The following is a 24,689-nucleotide window of genomic DNA, read 5'->3' as shown; positions in this document are numbered from 1 at the left end:
AGCCTTCGCCTGACACGGCGTCACACGCACTGACAAGGAGCACCTCCCATGACCACTACCCGCCGCACCGTCCTGCGTGGCGCCGCCTGGAGCGCGCCCGTCGTCGCTGCCACGTCCACCGCCCCGGCCGTGGCCGCCAGCGAGTGCACGCCCGTCCCCGTCACCGTGGACTGGGAGTCCGCCCACTACACGCGCGTGTCGGACACCTACGGCTTCTACGAGATCCCGCTGTCCGACGGCAGCACCCTGCGCATGGAGGTGAACACCTCCTTCGTGAACATGAACCCCGGCGGGAACCCGCCCACCGACGGCCAGGGCACCTCCAACGACAACCTGCGGCTCAGCCAGTTCGTCATCGGTGGCACCGATGAGCCCGGCCTCGTGCTGCACCAGAACAACTACGGGTGCGCCCCCGGCGGGTACCAGGACGTGACCTTCACCTTCGACCGGACGATCTCCACGATCGACTTCCAGGTCACCGACATCGACGCCGTGGTCCACGACTTCTGCGACGCCGTCGGCTTCTCCACGAACCTGTCCACCACCCCGAGCAACACGCTGACCGGCCAGCAGCTCGCCGACGGGCGGTGGTGGTACCAGTCCGCCCAGACGGGTGACGCCCCCAACAGCGACGGCACGCACAACGTCCGCGCCCACGGCGAGAAGCTCACCCGATTCACCGTGACCTACGAGAACTGGGACAACGCGGACAACAACACGATGGACCGCGACCAGCGCGTGTTCCTCACCGACTTCGCCATCACGGTGCCGCCGGTCGGCTGCTGACCCGTGGGGCGCGGGGTCAGGAACCCGGCGCCGGCACCACCTGTATGTGGGGCGTGAGGCCGTCCAGGCCCGCGCCCCACACCGCGTGGTCGCCCACCAGCACCATCACCCAGCGCCCGCCCGACCAGCGCCGCCAAGCCCGCAGCATGGCCGCGGCGTCCACCTCGGCCAGCTCGGCCAAGGTGCGCGTGGTGAACTCCGGCGAGAGGCCGTCGAGCCCGAGCACCGCGGCCTCGTGGGCCACCACCTGGCCGGTCGCGTAGCGCATGGGCGCCGTGAGCAGGGCGAAGTCGCGCGCCGCGGTGGCATCCGCCTCGTCGATGCCGGCATCGACGCTCCGCAGCAGGCGCACCAGCTCGCGGGTCGCCTCGGCGGTGGCCTCGGTGGTGAAGCTACCCGAGACCATGAACTCACCCCGGCCCGCCCGCGGGCGGAAGGCCGCGCGCATGCCGTAGGTCCAACCCTTCTCCTCGCGGAGCACCTCATCGAGCAACGAGGTGGGCGAGGCACCCACGTGCACCGCCAGCGGCGCGTACGGGGCGTACCCGCCCTCGGTGTGGCGGGTGGGACCGATCCAGCCGAGCCGTACCTCGGTCTGGGCGGCACCACGACGCTCCACCACGAGCAACTCCAGCGGCGCCGCATCGCCCGCAGCCTCGGACGCAGCCGGGGCGGGCTCGGGCGCGGCCGATCCCGCGGAGCCCCCGTCCGGCACCTGCCCGGCCGGCTCCTGCCAGCCGTCCACCGCATCGCGCCAGGGGTCCACGAGGTGCTCCTGCACCGCGGCGGCCACCTCGGTGGCACCCACCGGTCCGGCCACCACCACCTGCGCACCCGCCGGGCGCACCCACGCCCGGTGGTGCGCCACCACGTCGGCCCGGGTCACGGCCTGCACGGTCTCGGCCGACCCCGCCCCCGGACGCCCGGCCCGCGCCTGCGGACCGTGCAGCAGCGCCGCGAACTCGCGGGCCGCCCGCACCGCCGGGGTGTTCATCTCCTGCGCGATGTCGAAGAGCCGCCCCCGCACCTCGCGGGCCACCGCCGCCTCGGGGAAGGTGGGCCGCGCCAGCAGCTCCGCGGCCAGCGCCAGCCCGTCGGCCACCCGCTCGGGCACCATCTCCAGACCCACCATGAGGCCGTGCTCGGTGGAGCTGATGCCCAGGTCCACCCCGGCCCGCTCGAAGGCGCGGGCCAGCTGGTCGGCCGGGAGGTCCTGTGTGCCCTCCTCGAGGGTGGCGGCCACGATGACGCCCACCCCCTCCAGCGCGCGCGGCTCGGCCGCCCACGGCATCGGCACCGTGATCTCCACGCTCACCACCGGCTGGCCGGGCAGCTCGAAGACACGCACCTGCTGCGCGCCCTCCAGGGTGTGCACGCTCGAGGCGGGGAACTCCCACGCCCCCGGCTGCTCCACGGCAGGGGCGGCGCTGCGGTCCACGGCGGTCATCGGGTCTCCTCCTGCGGCTCGAACACCAGCACCTCGAAGGCGCCCGGCTGCCACCACCGCTCGGCAGCGGCCTGCACCTGCTCGGCGGTCACCGAGCGCACGTCGTCCAACCACTCCCAGGCGCGGTGGGCCCCGCCGCGCAGGGTGGCGAAGTGACCCAGCACGTCGGCCCGCTGGTCGGCGTGCGCCAGGCTCGAGAGCCAGGCGCGCTCGGAGTCCGTGGCGACGGTGGCCATGTCGTCGGCCGTGACGCCCTCGCGAGCCACCCGGCCCATCTCCTCCACGACGGCCAGCGCCACCGCCCGCGGGTCGTTCCCCTCGGCCACGTCGGCCACCACGAAACCCGGGGACACGCCGGCCGCCGAACCCATGACGTGCCCGGAGACGCCGTGCACGGACTCCTCGCCGCGCAGCAGGCGGGCCGCCAGGCGCGAGGAGGCCAGTCCGGCCACGACGTCCATGCCCAGGGCCAGCGGCAGGTGGTCGGGGTGCTCCTCGGCCGGGGCGCGGAAGGCCACGTGCACACGCGAGGAGGGCACGGCATCGGGCACGACGGTGTGGCGCGGGCCGTCGCCGGTGAGCGGGCCGAGCGGCGCCAGCGGCGGGGTGTCGGCCGGCTCGGCCGGGGCCCGCCAGTCACCGAACCAGTGCTCGGCGCGCGCGAAGGCGTCCTCGGGCTCCACGTCGCCCACCAGCGTGAGCACCGTGGTGTCCGGACGGTAGTGCCGGGCGTGGAAGGCGTGCGCGTCCTCCAGCGAGGCCGCCATGAGGTCGTCCATGGACCCGATGGTGGGGTGGTGGTACGGGTGCCCCGCCGGGAACAGCGCGGCCTGCATGCGGTGGAAGGCGCTGCCGTAGGGCTGGTTGTCGTAGCGCTGACGCTTCTCCTCCACCACCACCGACCGCTGGGTGTCCAGCGTGGACTGGTCGAGTGCCTCGCGCAGCAGCAGGTGACGGTCGGACTCCAGCCACAGGGCCAGGTCCAGCGCGCCCGCGGGAAGGGTCTCGAAGTAGTTGGTGCGGTCCAGGGCGGTGGTGGCGTTGGCCGAGCCACCCACGGCCATGAGCCGCTCGAAGTGCTCCCCGGTGCGCACGTTGGCCGAGCCCTGGAACATGAGGTGCTCGAAGAGGTGGGCGAAGCCCGTGTGCCCCGGCGCCTCGTGGCCGGACCCGACCCTCACCCAGAGGTTCACCGCCACCACGGGGGCGGTCGCGTCGGGCTGCACCACCACGCGCAGGCCGTTGGGCAGGGTGCGTTCCACCAAGGGGAGGTCCACGGGCATGCGCGTCACCCTACGTGGCGCCGGGCACACGACGACGCTCCCCCCATCACCCGTGGGCGATGGGGGGAGCGTCCGTGGTGCGGCGGCCGGTCAGGCCTGGCGGGTGGGCGCCGGGTGGGAGGTGATCTCCTTGACCTCCGGCGAGGGGGCGCCCAGGGCGTCGGTGACCCACGCCTTGAGGGAGAGCGCACGGTTGCGCAGACCCGGCAGGTAGGCCAGGTGGATGCCCAGCCACATCAGCCACGCGGGGACGCGGGTGAGCTCGACCTTCTTGTCCGCACCCAGGTAGCCGACGGCCTTGCCGCGGGCGATGACCGCGAAGGAGCCCTTGTCGAAGTAGGAGTACGGCTCGGTGGAGTCCAGGCCCACGGTGCGGCGGGCGATGGTCTCACCGGCGTGCTTGCCGGACTGCATGGCGTTCTGGGCGACGCCCGGGGCGCCGTCGAACTTGATCATGTCGCCGACGAAGAAGATCTCCGGGTGGCCCGGGAGGGTGAGGTCGTCCTGCACCACGACGCGGCCGGCGCGGTCGGTCTCGGCACCGGCCTTGTCGGCCACGACCTTGCCGATGCCGGCGCACTGCACGCCCGCGGCCCAGATCTTGGTGTCGGCCTCGATGGTCTCCGGCTCCTGGTCCTTCACCGAGAGGGTGATGCCCTCGGCGGTGATGTCGGTGGCCATGGAGTTCAGGCGCACCTCGACGCCGAGGTCCTCGAGCTGGCGCTGCGCGGAGGCGCCCAGCTTCTGGGAGAACGGCGGCATGACCTGACCCATGCCCTCGACGAGCACGAGGCGGGCCTCACGGGTGTCGATGTGCTGGTAGCGGTCGGCCAGGGTGCGGTTGCAGATCTCGGCGAGCTGGCCGACGAGCTCCAGGCCGGTGGGGCCGGCGCCGACGACCACGAAGGTCAGGGCCTTGCGGGCGTCGTCCATGCGGCCCTCGGCGGCGGCCTTCTCGGCGCGGTCGAAGGAGTCGAAGATCAGGGAGCGCAGGTAGAGCGCGTCCTCGACGGTCTTCATGCCGGGGGCGAACTCGGCGAAGTGGTCGTTGCCGAAGTAGGACTGGCCCGCACCGGCGGCGAAGACGACCTCGTCGTAGGCGAAGCGCTGCTCGGCCCCGTTCGCGGTGGCGATGACGGCCTTGCCCTCGAGGTCGATGTCGGTGACCTCGGCCTGCACGATGGTGACGTTGTCCTGGCCCTTGAGGACCTCGCCGATGGAGGGGGCCACCTCGTTCTCGGTGATGAGGCCGGTGGCCACCTGGTACAGCATGGGCACGAACAGGAAGGTGTCGGTCTTGCTGACCAGCGTGATGTCGACGTTCGCGTCGGCCAGCGCCTGGGCGGCGGAGATGCCACCGAAGCCGGATCCGACGATCACGACGCGGCGACGACCGGTCGAGGCCGCCGGGACGGCGGTGTTCTGGGCGGACTGAACGGACACGTGGATCTCCTCGGGGATGCTGCGAGCAGGGGTGAACCGAGCGTGGTTCGCCCCTACGGTACCCACTGTCCCGGGAGTCCCGCGCACCCCCACGGCGCGGCCCGTCCCCATGCGTCGCCGGATGCCCGCGGACGCGCCCGTTCGTGCTCCGGGTGACGCACGAGTGACGGCGATCGGGTACGACGAAGGGCCCGGAAACTTCTGGTTCCGGGCCCTTCGGGCGCTTGCGATCCGTGCGGACCTCGACGCGTTGGTAGCGGGGGCAGGATTTGAACCTGCGACCTCCGGGTTATGAGCCCGGCGAGCTACCGAACTGCTCCACCCCGCGTCGGCGGAGCAATACTCTAGACGATCGGCAGCGCCGATGCAAAACGGTGTGCTGCTGCGGACTCCGGGACCGGCTGCGGGAGGATGGGGGCGTGGAACACCCCGAGACGACCCCCCGGACCGACCTGCCGCCCGAGCACCTGCTGGCCGTGGCCACCGAGACCGAGCAGCACGTGGCCGCCGACGGGTGGGGCCAGCCCGACCGCGTGTTCGCCCTCGTGCGCACCACCGACCTCGCGGCGGCCGAGCCCGCCCTGGCCGCGGCCCTGAGCGACGCGGGCATGCTCACCGCGGTGGAGCAGGAGCTGCCCGCCGGGACCGACCTGCACGACTACCTGGGCCACCTCGCCTGGCCGGCCGGCGTGCAGGGGTGCGCCCTGGCGGTCGAGCGCCGCCGTGCCGCGCAGGAGGGCAGCACCGAGACCGAGGCGGTGCGCCTGCTGGTGCTGGCCACCCGCGAGGACGAGCGCCTCACCCTGGTGCGCCTGGCGCAGCACGACAGCGACGACGCCGTGGCCGTCGCCCACCACGTGGCCGACGACCTCGAGGGCGCGCTGGCCGCGAGCCTGGAGGACTGAGCCGGGTCAGCGCCCCGCGAGGTGCTCCTCGCAGGTGGGCAGGGCGTCGGTGCTGCCCGCCGCGATCGCCTCGACCGCCCTGCGCGCCTCGGCGAAGTCGGTGACGGCCACGTCGTGCATGCCCTCGGGCACGTGGCCCACCACCTGCTCGCAGTTGTCGTCCGGGGCGAGGAACCACGTGGCCCCGGCCTCGCGGGCGCCGTGCATCTTCTGCGCGATGCCGTCGATGGGGCCCACGGTGCCGTCGGTGTCGATGGTGCCCGTTCCGGCGACGTCCTGGCCCCCGGTGAGCGGGCCCTCGGTGAGCTTGTCGTAGATACCCAGGGCCAGCATCATGCCGGCCGAGGGGCCACCCACCGAGCCCGCGTCGACGTGCACGTCCACCGGGCTCTCGGCCAGCGTGGCCAGCTGCACACCGACCACCGTGCGGCCCTCCATCTGCCGGGTGGGGACCGTGACGGTGCGCTGGGTGCCCTTGCGCTGCACCACGACCCGGACCGTGGAACCGGCACCGGCCCGCTGCACCGCCTGCTGCACCACCTGCACGGAGGTGGCCTTCGCGCCGTCCACGGACACGATGGTGTCCTCGGCCTCGAGTCGTCCCTCGGCCGGGGCGCCCGGGACCACCTGGGCCACGACCACCTTCTCGGTCACCGGCACGCCGGCAGCGCGCAGGGCCACCGTCTCGGCGCTGGACTGGGAGCCCGTCATCTGCGCGGTGCTCACCTTCTGCACCTGGTCGGCGGTCACGTCCTCGGGGAAGACGCGGCTGCGCGGCAGGATCTCGTCCTGCCCCCCGAGCCACGAGGTGCCCACCTCCCACCAGCTCAGCTCGTGGCCGGGGCCGCCGTACATGGCCACCGTGGTCATGCGCAGGGCGCCGTCGGTGGGAAAGGTCTCGTGCCCGTCCACGCGCAGCATCGGGCCGTCACCGGGGCCGTCCTCGGCGAGCACGTCGTAGGCGCCGCCGGGGGTGAACACGACGTAGGGGGCGGTGACGGCGTTGGCCACCACGATGCCCACGACGAGCAGCAGGGACAGCACGAGGCCGAGCACGGCCAGCGGGTGACGGCGGCGGGCGGGGGGCGCCTCCCCGGGGGAGGTGTCGCGGGCCGAGGTCATTGCGACATCATCGCACCGGGCCGTGGGCGCCCCGGGAAGGTCCGGGCGGCCACGGGTGTTCACCCCTCACCACGACAGGGAGGTCACGATGAGCCAGGACAACCTGCCCCAGGACGACGCGGGCGCCGACGACGAGCACACCCCCGGCGAGGGCGGCTCCGAGCAGCCCACCGACCCGATGAAGGACATGCTGCGGCAGTTCCTCGGCGACGCCGTGGACTCCCCCGAGGTGGACGAGATGCTCTCCGCGCTGGGCATGGGCGGCGCCGGGGCGGGCGCGGCGGGGGCCGGCGGCGCCGCGACCAACCCGATGGCCGCGATGATGGCGAACAACCCGGCGGCGTTCGGGGCCCTGCAGGCGCAGGTGCAGCAGATGTTCGCCGGCGGCGACGGACCGGTGAACCAGCAGCTGGCCACCGACGTGGCCCGCCGGGCCGCCGCCCAGGGGGGCGACTCCTCGGTGGGCGAGGCCGCGCAGCGCGACGCCGAGCAGGTGGGCAACGTGGCCTCGCTGTGGCTCGACGCGGCCACCGAGTTCCCCGCCGCGTCGGGGGCCGTGCAGGTGGTGAGCCGCGCGGAGTGGGTGGAGACCACCATGCCGGCGTGGGTGGAGGCGCTCACCCCGTTGGCCGAGGGCGTGAACTCGGCCGTGGCCTCCTCGCTCACCGACCGCCTGGGTGACGACCCGGAGACCCTGCGCTCGCAGCTCCCGCCGGGGATGTCGCTGCCCGGTGGCATGGACATGGAGGCCGTCATGGGCCAGATGGCGCCGATGATGGAGCGCATGTCCAGCTCGATGTTCTCGCTGCAGCTGGGCCAGGCCGCCGGGGCGCTGAGCCAGGAGGTGGTCTCCGGCACCGACGTGGGGCTGCCGCTGGTGCCCGAGGGACGGGTGCTGGTGCTGCCGACCAACGTGCGTGCCTTCGCCGAGGGGCTGGAGATCGACCCCGCCGAGGTGATGCTCTTCCTCACCGTGCGCGAGAGCGCCCGCCAGCGCCTGTACGCCGGGGCGCCGTGGGTGCGCAGCCAGGTGCTGGAGGCGGTGCGCTCCTACGCGGCGGACATGCGCCTGGACACCGACGGCATCGAGGCCAAGCTGGGCTCGGTGGACCCCACCGACCCGGAGGCGATGCAGTCGGCGCTCTCCGGCGGGCTGTTCCACCCCGAGCCCAGCGAGCGGCAGAAGGCGGCGTTGACTCGCCTGGAGACCTGGCTCGCCCTCGTGGAGGGCTGGGTGGACGTGGTGACCGACCGCGCCACCCGCGGCACCCTGCCGCACGCCGACGCCCTGGCCGAGGTGGTGCGCCGCCGCCGCGCCACGCAGGGTCCGGCCGAGAAGACCTTCGCCGGGCTGGTGGGCCTGGAGCTGCGTCCGCGGCGCCTGCGCGACGCGGCCAACCTGTTCGCGGCCATGGAGGACAAGCACGGCGCGGCCGCCCGCGACGCGGTCTGGGACCACCCCGACATCGCGCCGGACGCCGCCGCCCTGGACGACGTGCTGGGCTACGTGGAGCGCTGGGGCACCAACGAGCCCGGCGAGGCCACCGGCACCGACTTCGACGCCGAGCTGGCCAAGCTGCTGCAGGACGAGGGCGGCGACGGCGGGGCCGGGGCGCGCTGAGGCTCAGCCCTCCGGGTGCGCCCAGCCGTGGCTGACGCCCTGGAGGAAGACCATCGCCTGGTCGTACCGCGGGTAGCGGCGCACGGCGGCCTGGAAGTCCGGGCCGTGCCCGCGGTGCAGCAGGTGGGCCAGCTCGTGCACCAGCACGGCGTCCACCACCCAGTCGGGCATGGGCTGCAGGCGGTCGCTGAGCCGGATGGTGCCGCGCCCCGGGGTGCACGACCCCCAGCGCGACCGCTGGTTGGCCACCCACCGGACGTCGACCGGCACGGCCACCCCGTGGAAGTAGGTGCGGTTGAGGCGCTGCGCGCGCTGTACGAGCGAGGCGGTCGAGCTGGCGTTGCGCCGACGGCGCAGCACCCTGCCCACCAGCTCTGCCACCGCCCGCTCCTCCTCGTGGGGCGGCATGCCGGCGGGCACGGCCACGTGCACCCGGCCGTCCTGCCAGCGCGCCTGGAGGGTCTTGCGCCGCCGAGCGCTGCGGGTGACCACCACCTCGGGTGCCGGCTCGACCGCCGGCGGCGCCTCATCGGCCCACCCGTCGGGCTCCCAGCCGCCGTCCTCCGGCGCAGGCCCGTCCCAGCCGTCGCCCTCCCAGCCGGGCAGCGGCTCCCCCATCGGCTCCCCCTGGGCGGTCATCGGCCGGTGAACTCCGGGGCGCGTCGCTCGGCGGCCGCGGCGATCCCCTCGGCGAGGTCCGCGGTGGTGAGCGTGACGCCCTGGGCGAGGGCCTCCCACTGCAGGGCGTCGGCCAGCGACCGGTGGCCGCCGTCGCGCAGCGCCACCGTGGTGAGGCGCTCGGCCTGCGGCGCCGTGGAGGCCACGGCGCGGGCCATGTCCAGGGCCTCGGGGAGCACGTCCCCCGGCTCGGCCACCCGCGAGGCGAGCCCGAGCCCCACCGCCTCGTGGCCCTTCACGCGGCGCCCGGTGAGCAGCAGGTCGCGTGCCACCGGCAGCCCCACGGCCTGCGGCAGCAGCCAGGTGGAGGCCATGCCCGGGTGCAGCCCCAGGTGGGTGAACGGCATCGCGAGGGTGGCCTGCGAGGAGACGACGCGCAGGTCGCAGGCCAACGCCACCGCGAGCCCCGCCCCGATGGCGTGCCCGTTGACCGCCGCGATGGTGGGGACCTCGAGCTGGCCGAGGGACAGCCAGGTGGCGTAGAAGCGCGCCATGCGCTCGCGCAGGTCCGTGGCCGAGGCGTCCGGCTCGGCGACGATCCAGTCGAGCTGGCCGCCGGCGCAGAAGGCCGACCCGCGGCCCGTGACCACCACCGCCCGCAGGGCCCGGTGCTCGGCCAGCTGGCGCACCACGCGCGCCCACGAGTCGGTCATCTCCTCGCTCATGGCGTTGCGCTTCTGCGGCAGCGCCAGCTCGACGACCGCGACCTCGCCGGTGCCCTGCGGCAGCAGGTGCAGGGCGAGGTCGGGCAGCTCGGTGGTCTGCGCACCGGGCAGGGACAGGGGGGTCTGCTCGCTCATGGAGCGAACGCTAACCCCCTGACCCGGCCGCACCCACGGGCGCGAGGCGACGCGCTGTGGACGAGCACCCGGGGGGTTGATCTCGTCCACCACCCGGCGCGCGCTCCCGTCGGGCCTGTGGACGGAGGACCACCCGCACCCCGGCGGTGGTGTCAGGGTGCCGCCATGGTCGATCTGGTTCGCCTTCCCCACAGCCTGCGCCCCCTGGTGCGCGCCGACGGCGTCGTGCAGCTGGGCAGCCCACCCGGCCGCTGCCTGGAGGTGGACGGGCTCACCCCCGCCGAGGTGCGCTATCTCACCTCGCTGGCCGGACCGGCCTCCGAGCGCAGCGACCGGGCCGCCGCCCTGGCCGCCGGGCTCGACGAGGAGGCCCGCGAACGGCTGGTGGAGCGCCTCCGGCGGCTCGACGCCGTGCTCGACGTGAGCGACCCGCCCCGCGCCCGGGCCATGTGCGGCGCCCGCCGCGACCGGCTGCGGGCGGCCGTGCAGACGATGCAGGCCGCCGGCGGCACGGGTGGCTGGGACCGGGTGGAGGCGCGCGACCGGGCGACCGTGGTGGTGGACGACCTGGCGGGGTGGGCCGGGGACGTGGCGGTGGACCGCGTGCTGCACGGCCTGCGCGACCGGCTGCGCGAGGGCGGCGTGGGCCAGGTGCTGGGCCCGGTGGAGGCACCCCGCTGGTGGCACGGCCTGGGGGACCACGGGGCGGTGGAGTCCGCACAGCTGGTGGTGCCGGTGCTCACCACGCGCACCGCGGCGGTGGACCTGCGGCGGCTGGTGGAGACCGGCATCCCCCACCTGCCGGTGGTGGTGACGCCGGGCTGGGTGGGCATCGGGCCGCTGGCGGTCCCCGGCGCCGCGTGCGCGGAGTGCGTGGTGCGCCACGAGGTGCCACCCGAACAGCTGGCACTGGAGTGGGGCGGGCCGCAGGCCGAGAGCCCGACGCTCGAGCACCTGGCGCCGGTGGGTCAGACGCCGGTGGACCTCGTGGAGTGGGCGGTGCGGTGGGGTGCCCGCACGGCGCTGTGGGTGCTGGACACGTCGGACGGCCCGGGCACGGCGGACGGCACCGCGGAGCGGGCCACCACACGGGTGAGCGTGGTGGCCCACTCCCCGGTGCCGAGGGTGGAGCGGTTCGCGGTGCACCCGGACTGCTGGTGCACCGGTCGACGGGCCACGGCCTGAGCCGGGTCACGCCGCGACGGGGTGCTTGCGCGGGCGGCCGCGGGGGCGCTTGCGCGGCAGCACCCGACCGGAGTCGATGAGCTCGCCGCCCCACACGCCCCACGGCTCGCGGCGCTCGAGGGCGCCCTCGAGGCACAGGGTGCGCACGGGGCAGTCGAGGCACAACGCCTTGGCGTGCTCGACGCCGGCGGGGGTGTCGGCGAACCAGGTGTCGGGGTCGTTCACGAGGCACGGCAGGGGGCTGCCGGCGGCACGGGCTTCGTCGATGAGGGTCTGGTGGTGATCTGCCAGGGCCAACATGCCTGGGAGTCCTTCCGGGGTCCTGCGGATGGGTGCCCGTCGGGGCCACGCACGGCTGCGCGGCGGTGTGGGACGGGGCGGCACGCGCCGGGGGCTGCGTGCGAGGGCACCGGGGTCCGGTCGGGGGACACGGGTGCCGTGGTGGGAGCGGCCGGTGGCCGGTCCTGGGCGCGGGGCGCAGTGGGCGCCGCGACGTCGCGTCAGGCCACCAGGGGGAACGCGGTCGAGGCGGAGCGATCTCGCGTCATGCGGCCGGTGGCCGGCACGAGGTCAACACGCCCACGGGCGTCCGTGGCGGCAGCGCGGGCATCGAGTGCCACTGCGGTGCAGGTCAGGGTGTTGATCATGGTTCTCGCTCCTCCTTCCTCGATCGCGGTCAGGTACCCACCCGGCAGGAGCCGCAGACGACTCCCGGAAGGTGTGGCCCCACCCTAGAAACCCCTCCACGGCGGGGGCAACCGATTTAACGGATCCGCCCGATTCGTGACCTTTTCGAGACCTGCGGGTCGCAGGAGGGCCGGCTCAGCCCGCGGCCTCCTCGCCGAAGACCTCGTCGGCCACGGCCTGCGGGTCCTCCCCGCCGAGCACCCGCATCACCGACGGACCGAAGCGCTCCAGCTTGGCCCGCCCGATGCCGGACACGCCCGCGAGGTCGGCCACCTCGCCCGGGTCGGCGGTGGCGATCCCCTCCAGCGTCACGTCGGTGAACACCGTGAACGCCGGCTTGGAGGTGTGCAGTGCCACCGCCTTGCGCCAGGCCTTGAGCGCCTCGAAGGTGGCCACGTCGTACTCCGGCGGGCAGTCGGCGCAGCGCCCCACCTTGGCCTGGGTGGCGTTCTCCAGCGGGACCCCGCACTGCCTGCACACCGCGGGCCGGGCTCGGCGCCGCGAGCGCCCGCCGCCGGGCTCGGCCGGGGCGCGCGTGGCCACGGCCTCGGAGCCCAGCACGGACGCGGCCCCGGCGAGGAAGCGCGAGGGCTCGCGCTCGCTGCGCGCCCCGGGCCGCCCCTTGGCCCGGGAGAGCAGCAGCCGGTCCCGGGCACGGGTGATGCCGACGTAGGCCAGCCGCCGCTCCTCGTCGACGGCCTGGGGCGTGCGGGCCAGCGAGATCGGCATGAGCCCCTCGGAACACCCGATGATGAACACCACGGGCCACTCCAGCCCCTTGGCGGCGTGCAGCGAGGCCAGCGTGACCCCGTCCATGGCCGGGGCGTGCTGCTCGGCCGCGCGCCGGTCGAGCTCGGCCACGAGGTCGGCCATCCGGGCCTCGGGGGCGGCGGCCGCGAGGTCCTCGGCCACGGTGAGCAGCGCCTGCAGGGACTCCCAGCGCTCCCGCTGCGCCCCGCTGGACTGCGGCGGCTCGTGCGTCCACCCGGCCCCGGAGAGCACGTCGGCGGTGAGGCGCACCAGCGGCAGCTCGCCGTCGTCGCTGCGCACCGCGCCGCGCAGCAGGACGATGCCGGCCCGCACCTCCTGCCGGTTGAAGAAGCGCTCCCCGCCCCGCACCAGGTAGGGCACACCGGCGCGCGCCAGGGCGGTCTCCACCGCCTCGGACTGGCCGTTGGTGCGGAAGAGCACCGCCACGTCGCCCGGGGTCACCTCCCCCGATGCCGTGAGCTCCCCGATGCGCTGGGCCACCCAGCGGGCCTCGGCCTCGTCGTCGGCGTGCACGGTGAGCTCCGGCTCCGGGCCCGGCGGGCGCTGCGCGTGCAGCTCCACCCGGCCGGCCGCCGAGCGCACGTCGCCGGCGATCACCGCGTTGGCCACGCCGAGCACCTGCGGCGTGGAGCGGTAGTTGCGGTGCAGCTGCACCGAGGTGACCCCGGGGTGGCGCGTCGGGAAGTCCAGCAGGTGCTGGGGCGTGGCACCGGTGAAGGAGTAGATGGTCTGCGCCGCGTCGCCCACCACGCACACGTCGTGGCGCTCGCCGGTCCAGGCCTCGAGCAGGGCCTGCTGCACGGCGTTGACGTCCTGGTATTCGTCCACCACGAAGTGCCGGTACTGGCTGCGCACCGTGCGGGCCACGTCGGGGCGGTCACGCAGGATCGCCAGCATCGAGAGCAGCACGTCCTCGAAGTCCATGACCCCGCGGTCGCTGGCCACCTCGGCGTAGACCTCCAGCAGCCGCGCCATCGCCGAGGGGTCCAACCCGCCGGCCGAGCGCTCCAGGCGCCGGGCCTCGGCGGCGTAGGTGGCCGGGGTGAGCAGCGAGACCTTGGCCCACTCCACCTCGGCGGCCAGGTCGCGCACGGCGGTGCGGTCGACCTCCAGACGCAGTCGGCTGGCGGCCTCGGCCACCAGCGGCGCCTTGGAGTTGATGATCTGCGGCGGCGCGCCGCCCACCACGTGCGGGTGGAAGTACTGCAGCTGGCGCAGCGCCGCGGCGTGGAAGGTGCGCGCCTGCACGCCCGGCACGCCGAGCGCGCGCAGGCGGGTGCGCATCTCCCCGGCCGCACGCGCGGTGAACGTGACCGCCAGCACCTGCTGGGCCGGGAAGGCCCCGGCGTGCACGCCGTAGGCGATGCGGTGGGTGATGGCGCGCGTCTTGCCGGTGCCCGCACCGGCAAGCACCCGCATCGCGCCCACGGGGGTGGCCGCCACCTGCCGCTGCTCGGGGTCGAGCCCCTCGAGGATGCGCTCGGGGTCAGTCACGCACGGACCCCCGCACCTCGTCGCGCACCGGCAGCGGGCCGCCGTACCACTGCTCGATGAGGCGGCGGGCGATGGAGAACGGCCCCGGCAGGCCCACCTCGCGCGCGGCGAGCGCGGCGGCCAGGCCTTCCCGGGACACCCAGCGGGCCTCGGCGATCTCGTCGTGCTCCAGCGCCGTGGCGGGCACCTCGTCAGGCTGCGCCCCGGCCCGGGCGGTGAAGCCCACCATGAGCGAGGCCGGGAAGGGCCACGGCTGGGACCCCGCGTAGGTCACGTCCGACACCTGCACCGACACCTCCTCGTACACCTCGCGCGCCACGGCCTGCTCGAGCGTCTCGCCGGGCTCCACGAAACCGGCGAGCACCGACAACCTCCCCTCCGGCCAGTGGCGGCCCCGAGCCAGCAGCAGCCGGTCGCGGTCGTCGACCACGGCCATGATCACCGCGGCGTCCGTGCGCGGGAAGTGCAGGCGCCCGCCCTCCTCGCGGCGCACCCAGCCGGAGGAGACCACCTCGGTCTCCGCGCCGGTCTCCGGGGAGAAGCGGTGCCGCTGGTGCCAACGCGCCAGGGCGACGGCCGTCATCGCCGCCTCGCGGTCCTCCTCGCCCAACGCGCTCCCCACCACCTTGAGGTCGGCCCAGGAGGCCCCCTCGGGCAGCTGCACCGCGTCCTCGTCGGCCACCACCACGGCCACCAGCGGGCCGTCGGCACCCCGGCCCAGGAAGACCTCGACGCCGTCGGCCACCCCGTCGGCGTCCAGGTCCGGCAGCTCGCCGGCCGGGGAGGTGCGCCACAGCACCGCCGCCGGGCTGCCGGTCACCGCCACGTCCCCCTCGAGGGTCACCCAGAGACGCCGGTGGGGTGCCTCACGCCCCCACGCCGGCTCCCCCGCCGCGCTCCCCCGCAACCACGCGGCCCGCTGCAACGCGGGCTCGTTCCGGGCGGACGACGCGGGCGGTGTGGGAGGGCTGGACACACCCGCAGCCTATGCGGCCGCACTTAGGGTGTGCGCATGGATCCGGCGCCGTACCTCGCCCTCGTCGTGGCCCTGGCGGTCGTGTGCCAGTGGGTCGCGTGGCGCTGGAAGGTGCCCTCCCTGCTGGTGCTGCTGCTGTGCGGCTTCGCCCTGGGACGGGTGGAGTCCCCCGACACCGTGCTGGGGCAGACCATGCTCTTCAGCGGCGTGAAGCTGGCCGTCGGCATCATCCTCTTCGAGGGGGCGCTCGGGTTGCGCCTGCGCCAGGTGCCCGACCTCGGCAAGCCCATCCTGCGGCTGTGCACGTGGACGGTGCTCATCACCTGGGTGCTCGTCACCCTGCTGGCCTGGGGGCTCGGGTTCGACCTGCGGGCCGCGCTGCTCGTGGGCGCCATCCTCACCGTCACCGGCCCCACCGTCATCAACCCCATCCTGCGCACCCTGCGCCCCACCCGGCGCGTCTCCCAGCTGCTGCGCTGGGAGGGCATCGTGGTGGACCCCATCGGCGCCATCCTCGGCGTGCTGGTGCTGCAGGTGGTGACCGCCACCGGCCGGGCCGGCCCCTGGGCCGACGCGGCGCTCACCCTGGTGCGCGCGGTGGGCGTGGCCGTGCTGCTCACCGTGCTGGTGGGCTGGCTGCTCACGTGGATGATGCGCGAGGACCTCATCCCGGACTACCTGCAGGGCGTCACCTTCCTGGCCGCCGCGCTGGGCTCGATGACGGCGAGCAACACCGTGCAGCCCGAGTCCGGTCTGCTCACGGTGACCCTGCTGGGCATCCTGCTGGCCAACCAGACCGACCTGCACATCCAGCACATCATCGAGTTCAAGGAGAACCTGCAGGTGCTCTTCGTGGGCGCCCTGTTCATCGTGCTGGCCGGACGGGTGGAGCCCGCGCAGCTGGTGGAGGTGGCCCCCGTGGCGGCCGTCTTCGTGCTCGGGCTGGTGGTCATCCGCGTCGTCGCCATCGGGGTGGGCCTGCGCGGCACCGACGTGACCCGGGCGGAGCGGACGCTGCTCATGTCGATGGCGCCGCGCGGCATCGTGGCGGCGGCCGTCACCTCGATCTTCGCGCTGGAGTTCGGCCACGCCGCCGACCACGCCATCAGCCTCGGCGAGGCCGCCCGCGAGGACGGCGACGCCGCCCTGGCCGCCGCGCTGTTCGAGCGCGCCACCGACCTGCACGCCCTCTCGGTGGAGGTGGACCGCCTGGTGCCGCTGGTGTTCATCGTCATCGTCTCCACCGTGGCCCTGTACGGCCTGGGGGTGGGCCGGCTGGCCGAGCGGCTCGGACTGGCCACCGCGAGCCCCCGCGGGGTGCTCTTCTCCGGCGCCGCGCCGTGGGTGGTGCCGGCCGCCAAGCGCCTGCGCGAGCTGGGGGTGCCGTCGGTGATCGTGGCTCGCGAGCGCGCGGACCTGCGGGCCGCCCGCATGTCCGGCCTGCGCACGGAGGCCGCCAGCATCATCAGCGAGTACGCGGTGGAGGACATGGACCTGGCCGGCATCCGCTCGATGGTGTGCGCCACCCGCGACGACGACACCAACGCCATCGCCGCCGGGGAGTTCTCCCACGTGCTGGGGCGCAGCCACGTGTACACCCTCAAGCGCCACGAGGACACCGAGCGCGCCCGGCAGGCCACCGCCGGCCACCTGGTGGGCAACATCGCGTTCTCCCCGCCGATGGACTACGACGAGCTGCTGCAGCGCACCCGCAACGACCACAAGGTGACCTCCACCGAGCTCACCGAGGAGTACGGCTCGGACGACTTCTGGAACGACCACCCCGAGGCCGTGGTGCTCTTCGTGCACTCCGAGGAGACCACCCGGGTGGCCTCCGGCAAGCGGCAGTCCGGCGAGGCGGGGAACACCTTCGTGGCCCTGGTGCCGGTCGGCGCTGACGGCACGCCGGCCACCGGCCCGGTGCCGACCACCACCGGCGCGCACCCCGCGGTGGTGTGAGGCGGACGTGAGAAGGTGGGCGCCGATCTCCGGGAGGTGCAGGTGAAGAAACCGGTTCGCCCCACGTGGGCACGCATGGCGGCGTGGTCGGTGGCCGCCGTCCCCTCGATCGCACCCCGCGGGGTGGCGTGGGTGGACTCCGGGGGCGCGGACCACGAGGTGGCCCAGGTGGTGGACGCCGACGACCGGCGCTGGTCGGTGCGCCGCACCGACACCGACGCCACGCCCGGTGAGCGGCTCGCCGAGACACTGCCGACGGACCTGCGCGGTGCACCCCCGGCCGTGGCCGGCAGGACGATGCTGGGCGACGGCTCCACCGTCAGCGTGCGGCCGTGGGTGGCCGGGCGCTCCCTGCGCTGGGTGATGGTGCGCCCGGGCGACGCCGTGGTGGAGCACTTCGCGGCCTTCCTCGCCGCGCTGCACGGCACGGACCCCGCAGCGCTCGGCGACGCCGCCGAGGTGCCGACCGCGGAGGACCTGCGCATCGAGCGCCTTGATCTGCTGGACCGTGCCGCCTCGACCGGTGTGGTGCCGCCGCGTCTGCTCTCCCGGTGGGAGGAGTCCCTCGAGGACACCGAGCTGTGGGTCGTGCAGCCCTGTGTGGTGCACGGACGCCTCGTGGACGAGCACGTGCTGGTGACCGCCGACCACGACCTGGCCGCCGTCATGGGCTGGTCCGGGGTGCACGTGGGCGACCCCGCGGAGGACTTCGCCGTGGTGAGCCGGTCGGCCACCCCGGACGTGCTGGGGGCCGTGCGCAGCCGATACGCCGAGCTGCTGGGCCGCACCGACGAGCGGCTGCTCGAGCGCGCCCACCTGGTGGCCGAGATGCGCGACCTGCCGCGGCTGGTGGTGGCGCACACCCGCGGGGACTCGGCGACCGTGGCCGACATCGAGGCCGAGCTGGCGCACCGCTCGCGGCTGCTCGCCGAGGCTGAGGAGCTCGACGCCTGGGAGTGAGGCCGGGCTGGCGGGGGTGGTCCGCCGCGGCACCCCCGTCCTCGCCGGCCTCAGGCCTCCTCGCCTGCGCGCAGCAGGCCCACGAGGCGTTCGAGTTCCGCGCCCGCGGGCAGGGTCGGGCGCAGCGTGACGCCGTTGCCGGCGTGGAAGAAGGCACCCCCCACCACGGCCGGGTCGAGCCCCTGCCAGGCGGCGAACGCCTGCCGGTAGCAGGCCAGCTGCACCGCGGCCACGGCCGCCTGCTGCCCACCGGGCGCGGACGAGGTCTTCCAGTCCACCACCACCCACTCCAGGCCCTCGGCCCGTTCGGCGGGTGAGGCCGGGAAGATCGCGTCGGCACGCCCGCGGACGGTCAGGCCCGCCACGGTGGTCTGCAGCGGCAGCTCCACCCAGCGCGGCACGCGGTCGGCCCACTCGCTGGCCCGGAAGTTCTCCCGCAGACGCTTCAGCTCGTCGCCGGTCCCGGCCGGGGCGTCGCCACGGTCGCCCTCGGCCGCGTCGGCCCACAGCGCCTCCTCCTCGTCCTGCGTCACGTCGAACAGCTGCGCCGGCGCCCACTGGGACTCCACCCACGCGTGGAAGTCCGTGCCCCGCCGCGCCGCCCGGGCAGGCGGCGTGGGCACGGGACGCGCGAGGAAGCGCCGGGCCTGCGGGTCGCGGGCGACGGCCACCAGGGCGCTGGTGCTCACGTGGCTCGGCACCGCGGGGCCGGGCCGGTCGACGGCGTCCCGCTCGGCGAGCAGCAGACGCACGTCCTCACGGAAGGCCAGCAGGTCGGCCCGGGTGGCGTCGTCGATGCCGTCCCAGCCCGGCTCCGCCCCCGGGCGGGTGGCCAGGGCGGTGCCGACCTCGGCGGCGGCCGCCGCGTGCGCGTGGTGCACCAGGTCGTCGGCGTGCTCACGCGGCCACGGCGCGGTCACCGGCTCGGCCCGCACCGGGTTCTCCGGCACCGGGTCGGTCGGAGGCATCGGCGCCCAGGCACCCACGGCGCACCGGTCGAGCACCTCGGTGAGGAAGTCGCTCGTGGGCGTGGGGGCGGCAGACTCCCCCCAGACCGATGCCGTGAGGTGCAGCCAGGAGCGCGCCCGGGTGACGCTCACGTAGGCCAGGCGCCGTTCCTCCTCGAGGGCGCGCGCCCCGTTGGCCCGGCCGAAGTCCTCCATCGCGGCGTCGAAGTCCGCCTTGTCCGCATCGGGCGGGAGGGTCCAGACCGGCAGGGACGGGGAGTCGCCGCGCAGCGCGAAGGGCAGCTGGCCGCTGGCCGGGGCCCACCAGGCGCTGTCGGTGGCCGGCCGCGCCACCCACTCGTCGTCCACGGCGCGCACGGTGCCGGTGCCGCTGGGGAAGGTGCCGGCCACCAGCCCGGGCACCCACACGGCATCCCACTCCAGGCCCTTGGAGGCGTGCACGGTGAGCACCTGCACGGCGTCAGGGTCCACCTCCACCGCGCCGGGCTCCAGCGCGCCGTCGTGCTCCTCGGCGGCGTCGAGCCAAGCCATGAGCGCCGAGAGGCTCGGCTCGCGGGTGCCGGCCTCGGCGAAGGTGGCCACGTGCTCGTGGAAGGCATCCAGGTGCGCCCGCGCCCGCCACACCGGCAGGTCAACCCGCGAGGCGAGCTCCACGTCCACGCCGAGGGCCTGCTCGGCCACCAGCGCCAGCTCGCCCACCCCGCGGTGCTGCGCGCCCAGGCACTGCGTCACGGCCTCGGCGAGCACGGCCAGCCGAGACCGGGCGGTCTCCCCGACGTGCTCGCCCTCCGGCCCGGTCCAGTCGGGGTCCACGGGGGTGAGCACGGCATCGAGCAGGGTGACCTGCGTCTGCAGCTGGTCGCGCCGCTCGGCCAGCCCCTCGTCACCGCGGGGGCGGGTGTTCCAGCGGCGCTCGAGCTCCCGACGCCAGGCGTGCAGGCCCACCAGGTCGGCCGCCCCGAGGCGGGTGGCCGGGCCGGTGAGCAGGCGCACCAGGTGGTCGCCGCGGGTCGGGTCGTCCACCACCGCCAGCAGGGCGCGCACGTCGGCCACCTCGGGCACCAGGAGCAACCCGCCCAGACCCACCACCTCGTAGGGCAACCCGGCGGCCTCCAACGCCTCGGTGACCAGTGGGAACCACGACCGCTTGCGGCAGAGCACCGCGGCCGAGGCCTCCCCGGGACGCCAGTGCCGGCCCAGCCAGGCCGCCCCCTCGGCGGCCTCCTGCGCCGGTGTGGTGCTGCGTACCGCGCTCACCACCGACTCCCCGTGGTGGCCGGGGCGGGGCGAGAGCTCGGGCAGGTCGAGGCGACTGGCCGCCCGCAGCGGCGCCGCCACGGCGTTGGCCACCTCGAGCACCTGCGGGGAGTTGCGCCAGCTCACCGAGAGCGAACGCTGCGTGGCACCGAAGGCCTCCACGAAGGACTCCATGGTGCGCGCCGAGGCCCCCCGGAAGCCGTAGATGGACTGGTGCGGGTCGCCCACGGCGGTGACGCTCACCCCGGCGTGGCCGGCGAACACCCCGCGCACCACCTGCAGCTGCGCCTCGGTGGTGTCCTGGAACTCGTCCAGCAGCACCGCCCGGCTGCGGGCCCGCTCCACCCGACCCACGGCCCGGTGGCCGCCGGCGAGCAGCGCCGAGAGCCGCGTCTGGTCGGAGAACTCGATGACCTGCCGCTCGGCCTTGACCTCCTGCCAGCGCTGCACCAGCGGCACCAGCGCGCGGCGGGCGGCGAGCGTCGCGCGCGCCCTGGTCACCGCGGCCGCCTCCTTGCCGCCCCGCACCGGGGCCACGGTGTCCAGCAGCGCATCGATGCGGTCGAGCTCGGCCTCCACCTGCGCGCCGGTCACGAGGTGGTCGCCCATCTGCCCGGCCAGGGTGCGCACGCCCTGCACCACCGACCCGATGGAGGTCAGCCCCTCGGGCAGGTCGCCCGGCCAGGCGGTGGCCAGGTCGGTGACGCCCTGCCACGCCTCCACCTCCGAGAGCACACGGGCACCGGGCTCCACGCCCACCCGCAGGCCGTGCTCGGCCACGATGCCGCCGCTCCACGCGTTGTACGTGGAGACCACCGGCGGCTGCAGCTCCTCCTCCCCGAGCACCCCGGCCCGGGCGAGCGCCTCGAGCCGCGCGCCGAGCCGTTCGGAGAGCTCCGCGGCGGCCTTGCGGGTGAAGGTCAGGCCGAGCACCTGGTCGGGCCGCACCACGCGGTTGGCCACGAGCCACACCACGCGGGCGGCCATGGTCTCGGTCTTGCCCGACCCGGCACCGGCCACCACGAGCTGCGCCGGCGCCGTGCACTCGATGACGGCGGCCTGCTCCGGAGTGGGCCGGTGCTGGCCGAGTACGTCGGCGAGGTCGGCGGCGCTCCAGCGCCGGCCGGCCGGCCGCGCTCCGGACCCCTGCGCCGGGTCGGTGGTGCCGGTGGGCTCGCTCATGCGACCTCCTTGCCCTCGGGGCGGGCCGGGCAGCTGGACCGGACGGGGCAGTGCCGGCAGGCCTCCCCCACCGTGGCGACGTGGCGGGCCTGCACCATCCCCACGCCGGCCTCGGCCACCCGGGCACGGTGGTCCACCGGCCCGTCGGCGAGGGCCGGCTGACGCCGGTCGATGGTGCTCACCTTCTCGCCGGAGTCCAGCTGCACCAGGGAGGCACCGCCGGAGTGGTCACCGGCCTCGAAGGCCCCCGCCTCCACGGCCACTTGGTAGGCGCCGAGCTGGGCGTTGTCCGGCAGGTCCTTGGGCGAGCCCACGTGGCCGGTCTTGAGGTCGGCCACGTGCAGCGCCCCGCTGCCGGGGTGACGTTCCAGCCGGTCCACCCGACCGGTGAGGCGCACCCCCTCGGCCTCCACGCGCAGCGCCAGCTCGGTCCCCACGAGCTCGCGCCCGCACTCGCGGCGGTAGACGTCGTAGCGGCGCAGCCACTGGGCCATGCGCTCCCCTTCCCGGCGCGACCACCACACCTCCGGCGAGCCGAGCTCCTCCCGCCGGCGTGCGGCCTCGGCCCGCAGCTCCTCCAGCGGGGCCTCGGGGTGCTCGGCCAGCAGGTCGTGGAGCAGCGTTCCGATCTCCTGCGCGCGACCGGGCGGGGTGCTGCCGCCGTGGGTGGTGAGGAACCACTTGAGGCCGCAGTCCTGCCAGGTGCCCAGTGAGGAGGGGCGCACCACCGGCAGCGTGCCGGGTGCCCAGGGGGCCTCGGCGGAAGACACCTGGCGCAGTGCCCACCACGCCTCGGGGTGGGCGTGGGGCACCTCGGCCCGCACCAGGGCGGCGAGCTCGGCGGCCCACGCAGCACGGGCCCCGGGGTCGGTGCGGGCCGTACCGGCACCCGCGGGTTCGTCGGCCTCGGGCACGGCGCCCGCGGCGTGCAGGAGCTCGCGCCGGGCGTGCGCCACCTGGTGGCGCAGGTCCACCGGCACCGACCACGGCGCGAACTCGCGCTGCTCCACCCCCTCGGGCAGCGGGTCCACGAGGTCGAGGAAGGGCGAGGGGGTCTCCTCGGCGTCCCGCACCGCCGTGACCACGAGGCGCCGGGTGGCCCGGGTGCAGGCCACGAGGAACTGCCGTAGCTCGTCGTGGCGCACGGCTGCCAGCTCCTCGGCGATGCCGCCGGTGCGCCCCTCGACCAGCTCCACCAGCCGCGAGGACCCCACGAGCGATCCGCGCAGCCGCAGGTCCGGCCACACCCCGGTCTGCACACCGACCACGGCCACCACCTCCCACTCCCGCCCGGCGGCGGCCTGCGGGGTGAGCACCTGCACGGCCTCCCGCTCCCGCCCCAGCACGAGGGAGTCGCGCGCCACCTGCGAGGAACGCATCCGCTCGGTGAACACCTCCGGCCCGGCGCCGGGGTGCCGCTCGACGAACTGCTCGGCCGCGGCGAAGAGCCCCAGCACGGCGTCGAGGTCGCGGTCGGCGCGCTGCCCGGCCGCCCCGCCGGCCAGGGCCTGCCGCTGCCAGGAGGCCGAGACCCCCAGCCCGTCCCACACCGCCCAGAGCACCGTCTCGGCATCGACCCCGACCGCCCAGCCGCGTCCACCGGCGGCCCGCGGCGCAGCGGCCACCCCCGCCTGCAGGGCGGTGGCCAGCCGGCGCAGGGCGCCGGTCTCCGCACCGCGCCGCTCCCAGGGGTGGGCCGGGTCGGTCACCGCGGCCACGAGCAACTCCCCGCTCGTGGCGCGTGAGTCGGTGCCCGCCTCGGCCCGCAGCACCCGCCGCAGCCGCCGCACCGAGGAGCTGTCCAGGCCCCCCACCGGCGAGGTGAGCCAGCGCGTCACCCGCGCCTCGTCCACCACGGGTGCCGCCGGGTCGTCGGTGCCCTGCCGCGCGAGGTCGAGCGCCGCGTCCACGAGGTCGAGCACCGTGGACACCACCGGCTGGCTGCCCGCGGGCTGCCCGCCGCCGGAGACCTGCACCGGCACCCCGGCCCGCTCCAGGGCCCGTCGCACCTGCTCGGTGCGCCCGCGCCCGCGCGCCAGCACGGCCATGCGGCGCCAGGGCACGCCACCCATCACGTGCTCACGACGCAGCAGGGTGGCCACCTGCGCGAGCTCCGCGTGCGCGCTGGGCAGCACGAGCGCCTCGGCCCGCTCGCCGTCGTCCCCCTCCTGCGCCGGTGCGGGACGCCGGTGCGCCACCGCCGTGGCCCCGATGCGGGCGGTCACCCGGTCGGCCACGGCGCGCAGCACCGGCCCGTGCCGGACCGAACGCCCCAGCACCTCCGGCTCCGGGTCACCCGCCCACTCCACGAAGGCCCCCGGGCGGGCACCCCGGAAGCCCTGCACGGCGGCGTCCGGGTCGCCCACCAGCACCCACCGCGCGTCCGGCGCCCGTACGGCCAGGGCGTCCAGCAGCGCCTGCGTCCCGGCCGTGAGCTCCTGCGCGTCGTCCACGAGCACCAGCCGCAGCGGCTCGGCCACCACCTGCGCCAGCGCGTCGTCCACCACCAGCAGGTCCGCGGCGGCGGCCACCACCCACGCCGCGTCCACCGCCTGGTGGTCGGCGAGCGCCGTGACCTGCTCGTACTCCCGCATCAGGCCCGCCGCGGCGCGCCACAACCCCGACGTGCCGCACTCCCCCTGCTGGTCGTCCAGCGCGGCGAGCTCCCCGGCGGTGACCCCGTGCTCCACCGCACGCATGAACAGGTCCCGCACCTGGTCGCGGAAGCCCTGCGTGCCCACCGCCGCCCGCACCTCCTCGGGCCAGCCTGCGGCGGCGAAGGCCGCGTCGTCACCGGCCACGCCGGCCAGCAGGTCGGCCAGCACCGCGTCCTGGTCGGCGCCCGTGAGCAGGCTCGGCGGCTCGGCCCCGGTGAGCCGCGCGTGGTGGCTGAGCACGGAGAACCCGAAGGCCTGGTGCGAGTAGACGGGCATGCCGGTGGCACCCCGCTGCCAGCGCTCCTCGAGCCGCTCGCGCAGCATCGATGCCGTGAGACGCGAGGGCGCCAGCACGAGCACCTCCGAGAGGTCTCCCCCGCCCTCGAGGTGGGCCAGGACCTCCTCGACCACCCGGGTGGAGCGGCCGGTGCCGGGGGCACCGAGCACGAGGTGGGCGCGGGGCGAGGGGGTCATGCCCCCATCGGACCACGGGCCACCGACAACCTCC

18 protein-coding genes and 1 tRNA gene are annotated in these 24,689 nt (G+C 75.4%); 6 read left to right on the top strand and 13 right to left on the bottom strand.

What is annotated here, in order from left to right; all coding sequences use genetic code 11:
- Positions 1-48 precede the first annotated feature (48 nt).
- Positions 49-786, top strand: a complete 738-nt coding sequence (locus ACFFHC_RS06115; RefSeq protein ID WP_379803835.1) for a hypothetical protein — start codon at positions 49-51, stop codon at positions 784-786.
- A gap of 16 nt (positions 787-802) precedes the next feature.
- On the opposite strand, the gene ACFFHC_RS06110 is transcribed toward ACFFHC_RS06115, so the two are convergent.
- The 4 genes from ACFFHC_RS06110 to ACFFHC_RS06095 all read right to left on the bottom strand — a co-directional run bounded on the left by ACFFHC_RS06110 (position 803) and on the right by ACFFHC_RS06095 (position 5,287).
- Positions 803-2,233 carry a M16 family metallopeptidase gene (locus tag ACFFHC_RS06110; RefSeq protein WP_379803832.1) on the bottom strand — a complete coding sequence of 477 codons (1,431 nt, stop codon included), beginning with the start codon at positions 2,231-2,233 and terminating at the stop codon, positions 803-805.
- Complete coding sequence (locus ACFFHC_RS06105; RefSeq protein WP_379803829.1) at positions 2,230-3,516, bottom strand: M16 family metallopeptidase; 1,287 nt, start codon at positions 3,514-3,516, stop codon at positions 2,230-2,232. Before ACFFHC_RS06105 ends, ACFFHC_RS06110 begins: the two co-directional genes overlap by 4 nt.
- 90 nt (positions 3,517-3,606) lie before the next feature.
- Complete coding sequence (locus ACFFHC_RS06100; RefSeq protein ID WP_379803826.1) at positions 3,607-4,959, bottom strand: NAD(P)/FAD-dependent oxidoreductase; 1,353 nt, start codon at positions 4,957-4,959, stop codon at positions 3,607-3,609.
- Positions 4,960-5,210: 251 nt separating this feature from the next.
- Positions 5,211-5,287: transfer RNA gene (locus ACFFHC_RS06095), tRNA-Met, on the bottom strand.
- A 91-nt stretch (positions 5,288-5,378) separates the two neighbouring features.
- On the opposite strand from ACFFHC_RS06095, the gene ACFFHC_RS06090 reads away from it, so the two are divergent.
- Positions 5,379-5,864 carry a PPA1309 family protein gene (locus ACFFHC_RS06090; RefSeq protein ID WP_379803823.1) on the top strand — a complete coding sequence of 162 codons (486 nt, stop codon included), beginning with the start codon at positions 5,379-5,381 and terminating at the stop codon, positions 5,862-5,864.
- A 6-nt stretch (positions 5,865-5,870) separates the two neighbouring features.
- Here the strand turns inward: ACFFHC_RS06090 and ACFFHC_RS06085 are convergent, their stop codons facing one another.
- Positions 5,871-6,986, bottom strand: a complete 1,116-nt coding sequence (locus ACFFHC_RS06085) for a YlbL family protein (protein WP_379803820.1) — start codon at positions 6,984-6,986, stop codon at positions 5,871-5,873.
- Positions 6,987-7,074: 88 nt separating this feature from the next.
- On the opposite strand from ACFFHC_RS06085, the gene ACFFHC_RS06080 reads away from it, so the two are divergent.
- The gene (locus ACFFHC_RS06080; RefSeq protein ID WP_379803817.1) at positions 7,075-8,607 is read left to right on the top strand and encodes a zinc-dependent metalloprotease; all 1,533 of its coding nucleotides are present in this window, start codon (positions 7,075-7,077) and stop codon (positions 8,605-8,607) included.
- Positions 8,608-8,610: 3 nt separating this feature from the next.
- On the opposite strand, the gene ACFFHC_RS06075 is transcribed toward ACFFHC_RS06080, so the two are convergent.
- Both ACFFHC_RS06075 and ACFFHC_RS06070 read right to left on the bottom strand, forming a co-directional pair.
- Positions 8,611-9,246, bottom strand: a complete 636-nt coding sequence (locus ACFFHC_RS06075) for a M48 metallopeptidase family protein (RefSeq protein WP_083323680.1) — start codon at positions 9,244-9,246, stop codon at positions 8,611-8,613.
- The gene (locus ACFFHC_RS06070) at positions 9,243-10,085 is read right to left on the bottom strand and encodes an enoyl-CoA hydratase/isomerase family protein (RefSeq protein ID WP_101849060.1); all 843 of its coding nucleotides are present in this window, start codon (positions 10,083-10,085) and stop codon (positions 9,243-9,245) included. The genes ACFFHC_RS06075 and ACFFHC_RS06070 overlap by 4 nt, the downstream gene beginning before the upstream one ends.
- Positions 10,086-10,250: 165 nt before the next feature.
- Between ACFFHC_RS06070 and ACFFHC_RS06065 the strand changes: the two genes are divergently transcribed.
- Complete coding sequence (locus ACFFHC_RS06065) at positions 10,251-11,270, top strand: hypothetical protein (protein ID WP_070705723.1); 1,020 nt, start codon at positions 10,251-10,253, stop codon at positions 11,268-11,270.
- A 6-nt stretch (positions 11,271-11,276) separates the two neighbouring features.
- On the opposite strand, the gene ACFFHC_RS06060 is transcribed toward ACFFHC_RS06065, so the two are convergent.
- The 4 genes from ACFFHC_RS06060 to nudC all read right to left on the bottom strand — a co-directional run bounded on the left by ACFFHC_RS06060 (position 11,277) and on the right by nudC (position 15,042).
- Complete coding sequence (locus tag ACFFHC_RS06060) at positions 11,277-11,570, bottom strand: WhiB family transcriptional regulator (RefSeq protein ID WP_101849062.1); 294 nt, start codon at positions 11,568-11,570, stop codon at positions 11,277-11,279.
- A gap of 200 nt (positions 11,571-11,770) precedes the next feature.
- Positions 11,771-11,917, bottom strand: coding sequence for a hypothetical protein (locus ACFFHC_RS06055; RefSeq protein WP_168168508.1), 147 nt, complete (start codon positions 11,915-11,917; stop codon positions 11,771-11,773).
- Positions 11,918-12,092: 175 nt separating this feature from the next.
- Entirely contained in the window at positions 12,093-14,222 is a 2,130-nt protein-coding gene (locus tag ACFFHC_RS06050; RefSeq protein WP_101849063.1) for an ATP-dependent DNA helicase UvrD2, read from the bottom strand.
- Entirely contained in the window at positions 14,215-15,042 is an 828-nt protein-coding gene (gene nudC, locus ACFFHC_RS06045) for an NAD(+) diphosphatase (RefSeq protein ID WP_379803808.1), read from the bottom strand. The genes ACFFHC_RS06050 and nudC overlap by 8 nt, the downstream gene beginning before the upstream one ends.
- A gap of 192 nt (positions 15,043-15,234) precedes the next feature.
- Between nudC and ACFFHC_RS06040 the strand changes: the two genes are divergently transcribed.
- Both ACFFHC_RS06040 and ACFFHC_RS06035 read left to right on the top strand, forming a co-directional pair.
- Positions 15,235-17,157, top strand: a complete 1,923-nt coding sequence (locus ACFFHC_RS06040) for a cation:proton antiporter (protein WP_070703715.1) — start codon at positions 15,235-15,237, stop codon at positions 17,155-17,157.
- A gap of 42 nt (positions 17,158-17,199) precedes the next feature.
- Positions 17,200-18,117: a phosphotransferase gene (locus ACFFHC_RS06035; RefSeq protein ID WP_141494256.1), complete on the top strand. Its 918-nt coding sequence runs from the start codon at positions 17,200-17,202 to the stop codon at positions 18,115-18,117.
- Positions 18,118-18,167: 50 nt separating this feature from the next.
- Here the strand turns inward: ACFFHC_RS06035 and ACFFHC_RS06030 are convergent, their stop codons facing one another.
- Entirely contained in the window at positions 18,168-21,524 is a 3,357-nt protein-coding gene (locus ACFFHC_RS06030; RefSeq protein WP_379803803.1) for a UvrD-helicase domain-containing protein, read from the bottom strand.
- Positions 21,521-24,655 (bottom strand): ATP-dependent helicase, encoded by a 3,135-nt coding sequence (locus ACFFHC_RS06025; RefSeq protein ID WP_379803800.1) that lies wholly within the window; start codon positions 24,653-24,655, stop codon positions 21,521-21,523. Before ACFFHC_RS06025 ends, ACFFHC_RS06030 begins: the two co-directional genes overlap by 4 nt.
- Positions 24,656-24,689 lie beyond the last annotated feature (34 nt).

Source organism: Kytococcus schroeteri (assembly GCF_042433515.1).
GTDB classification, from domain to species: Bacteria; Actinomycetota; Actinomycetes; order Actinomycetales; family Dermatophilaceae; genus Kytococcus; species Kytococcus schroeteri.
This window is presented reverse-complemented; position numbering and strand designations above follow the sequence as displayed.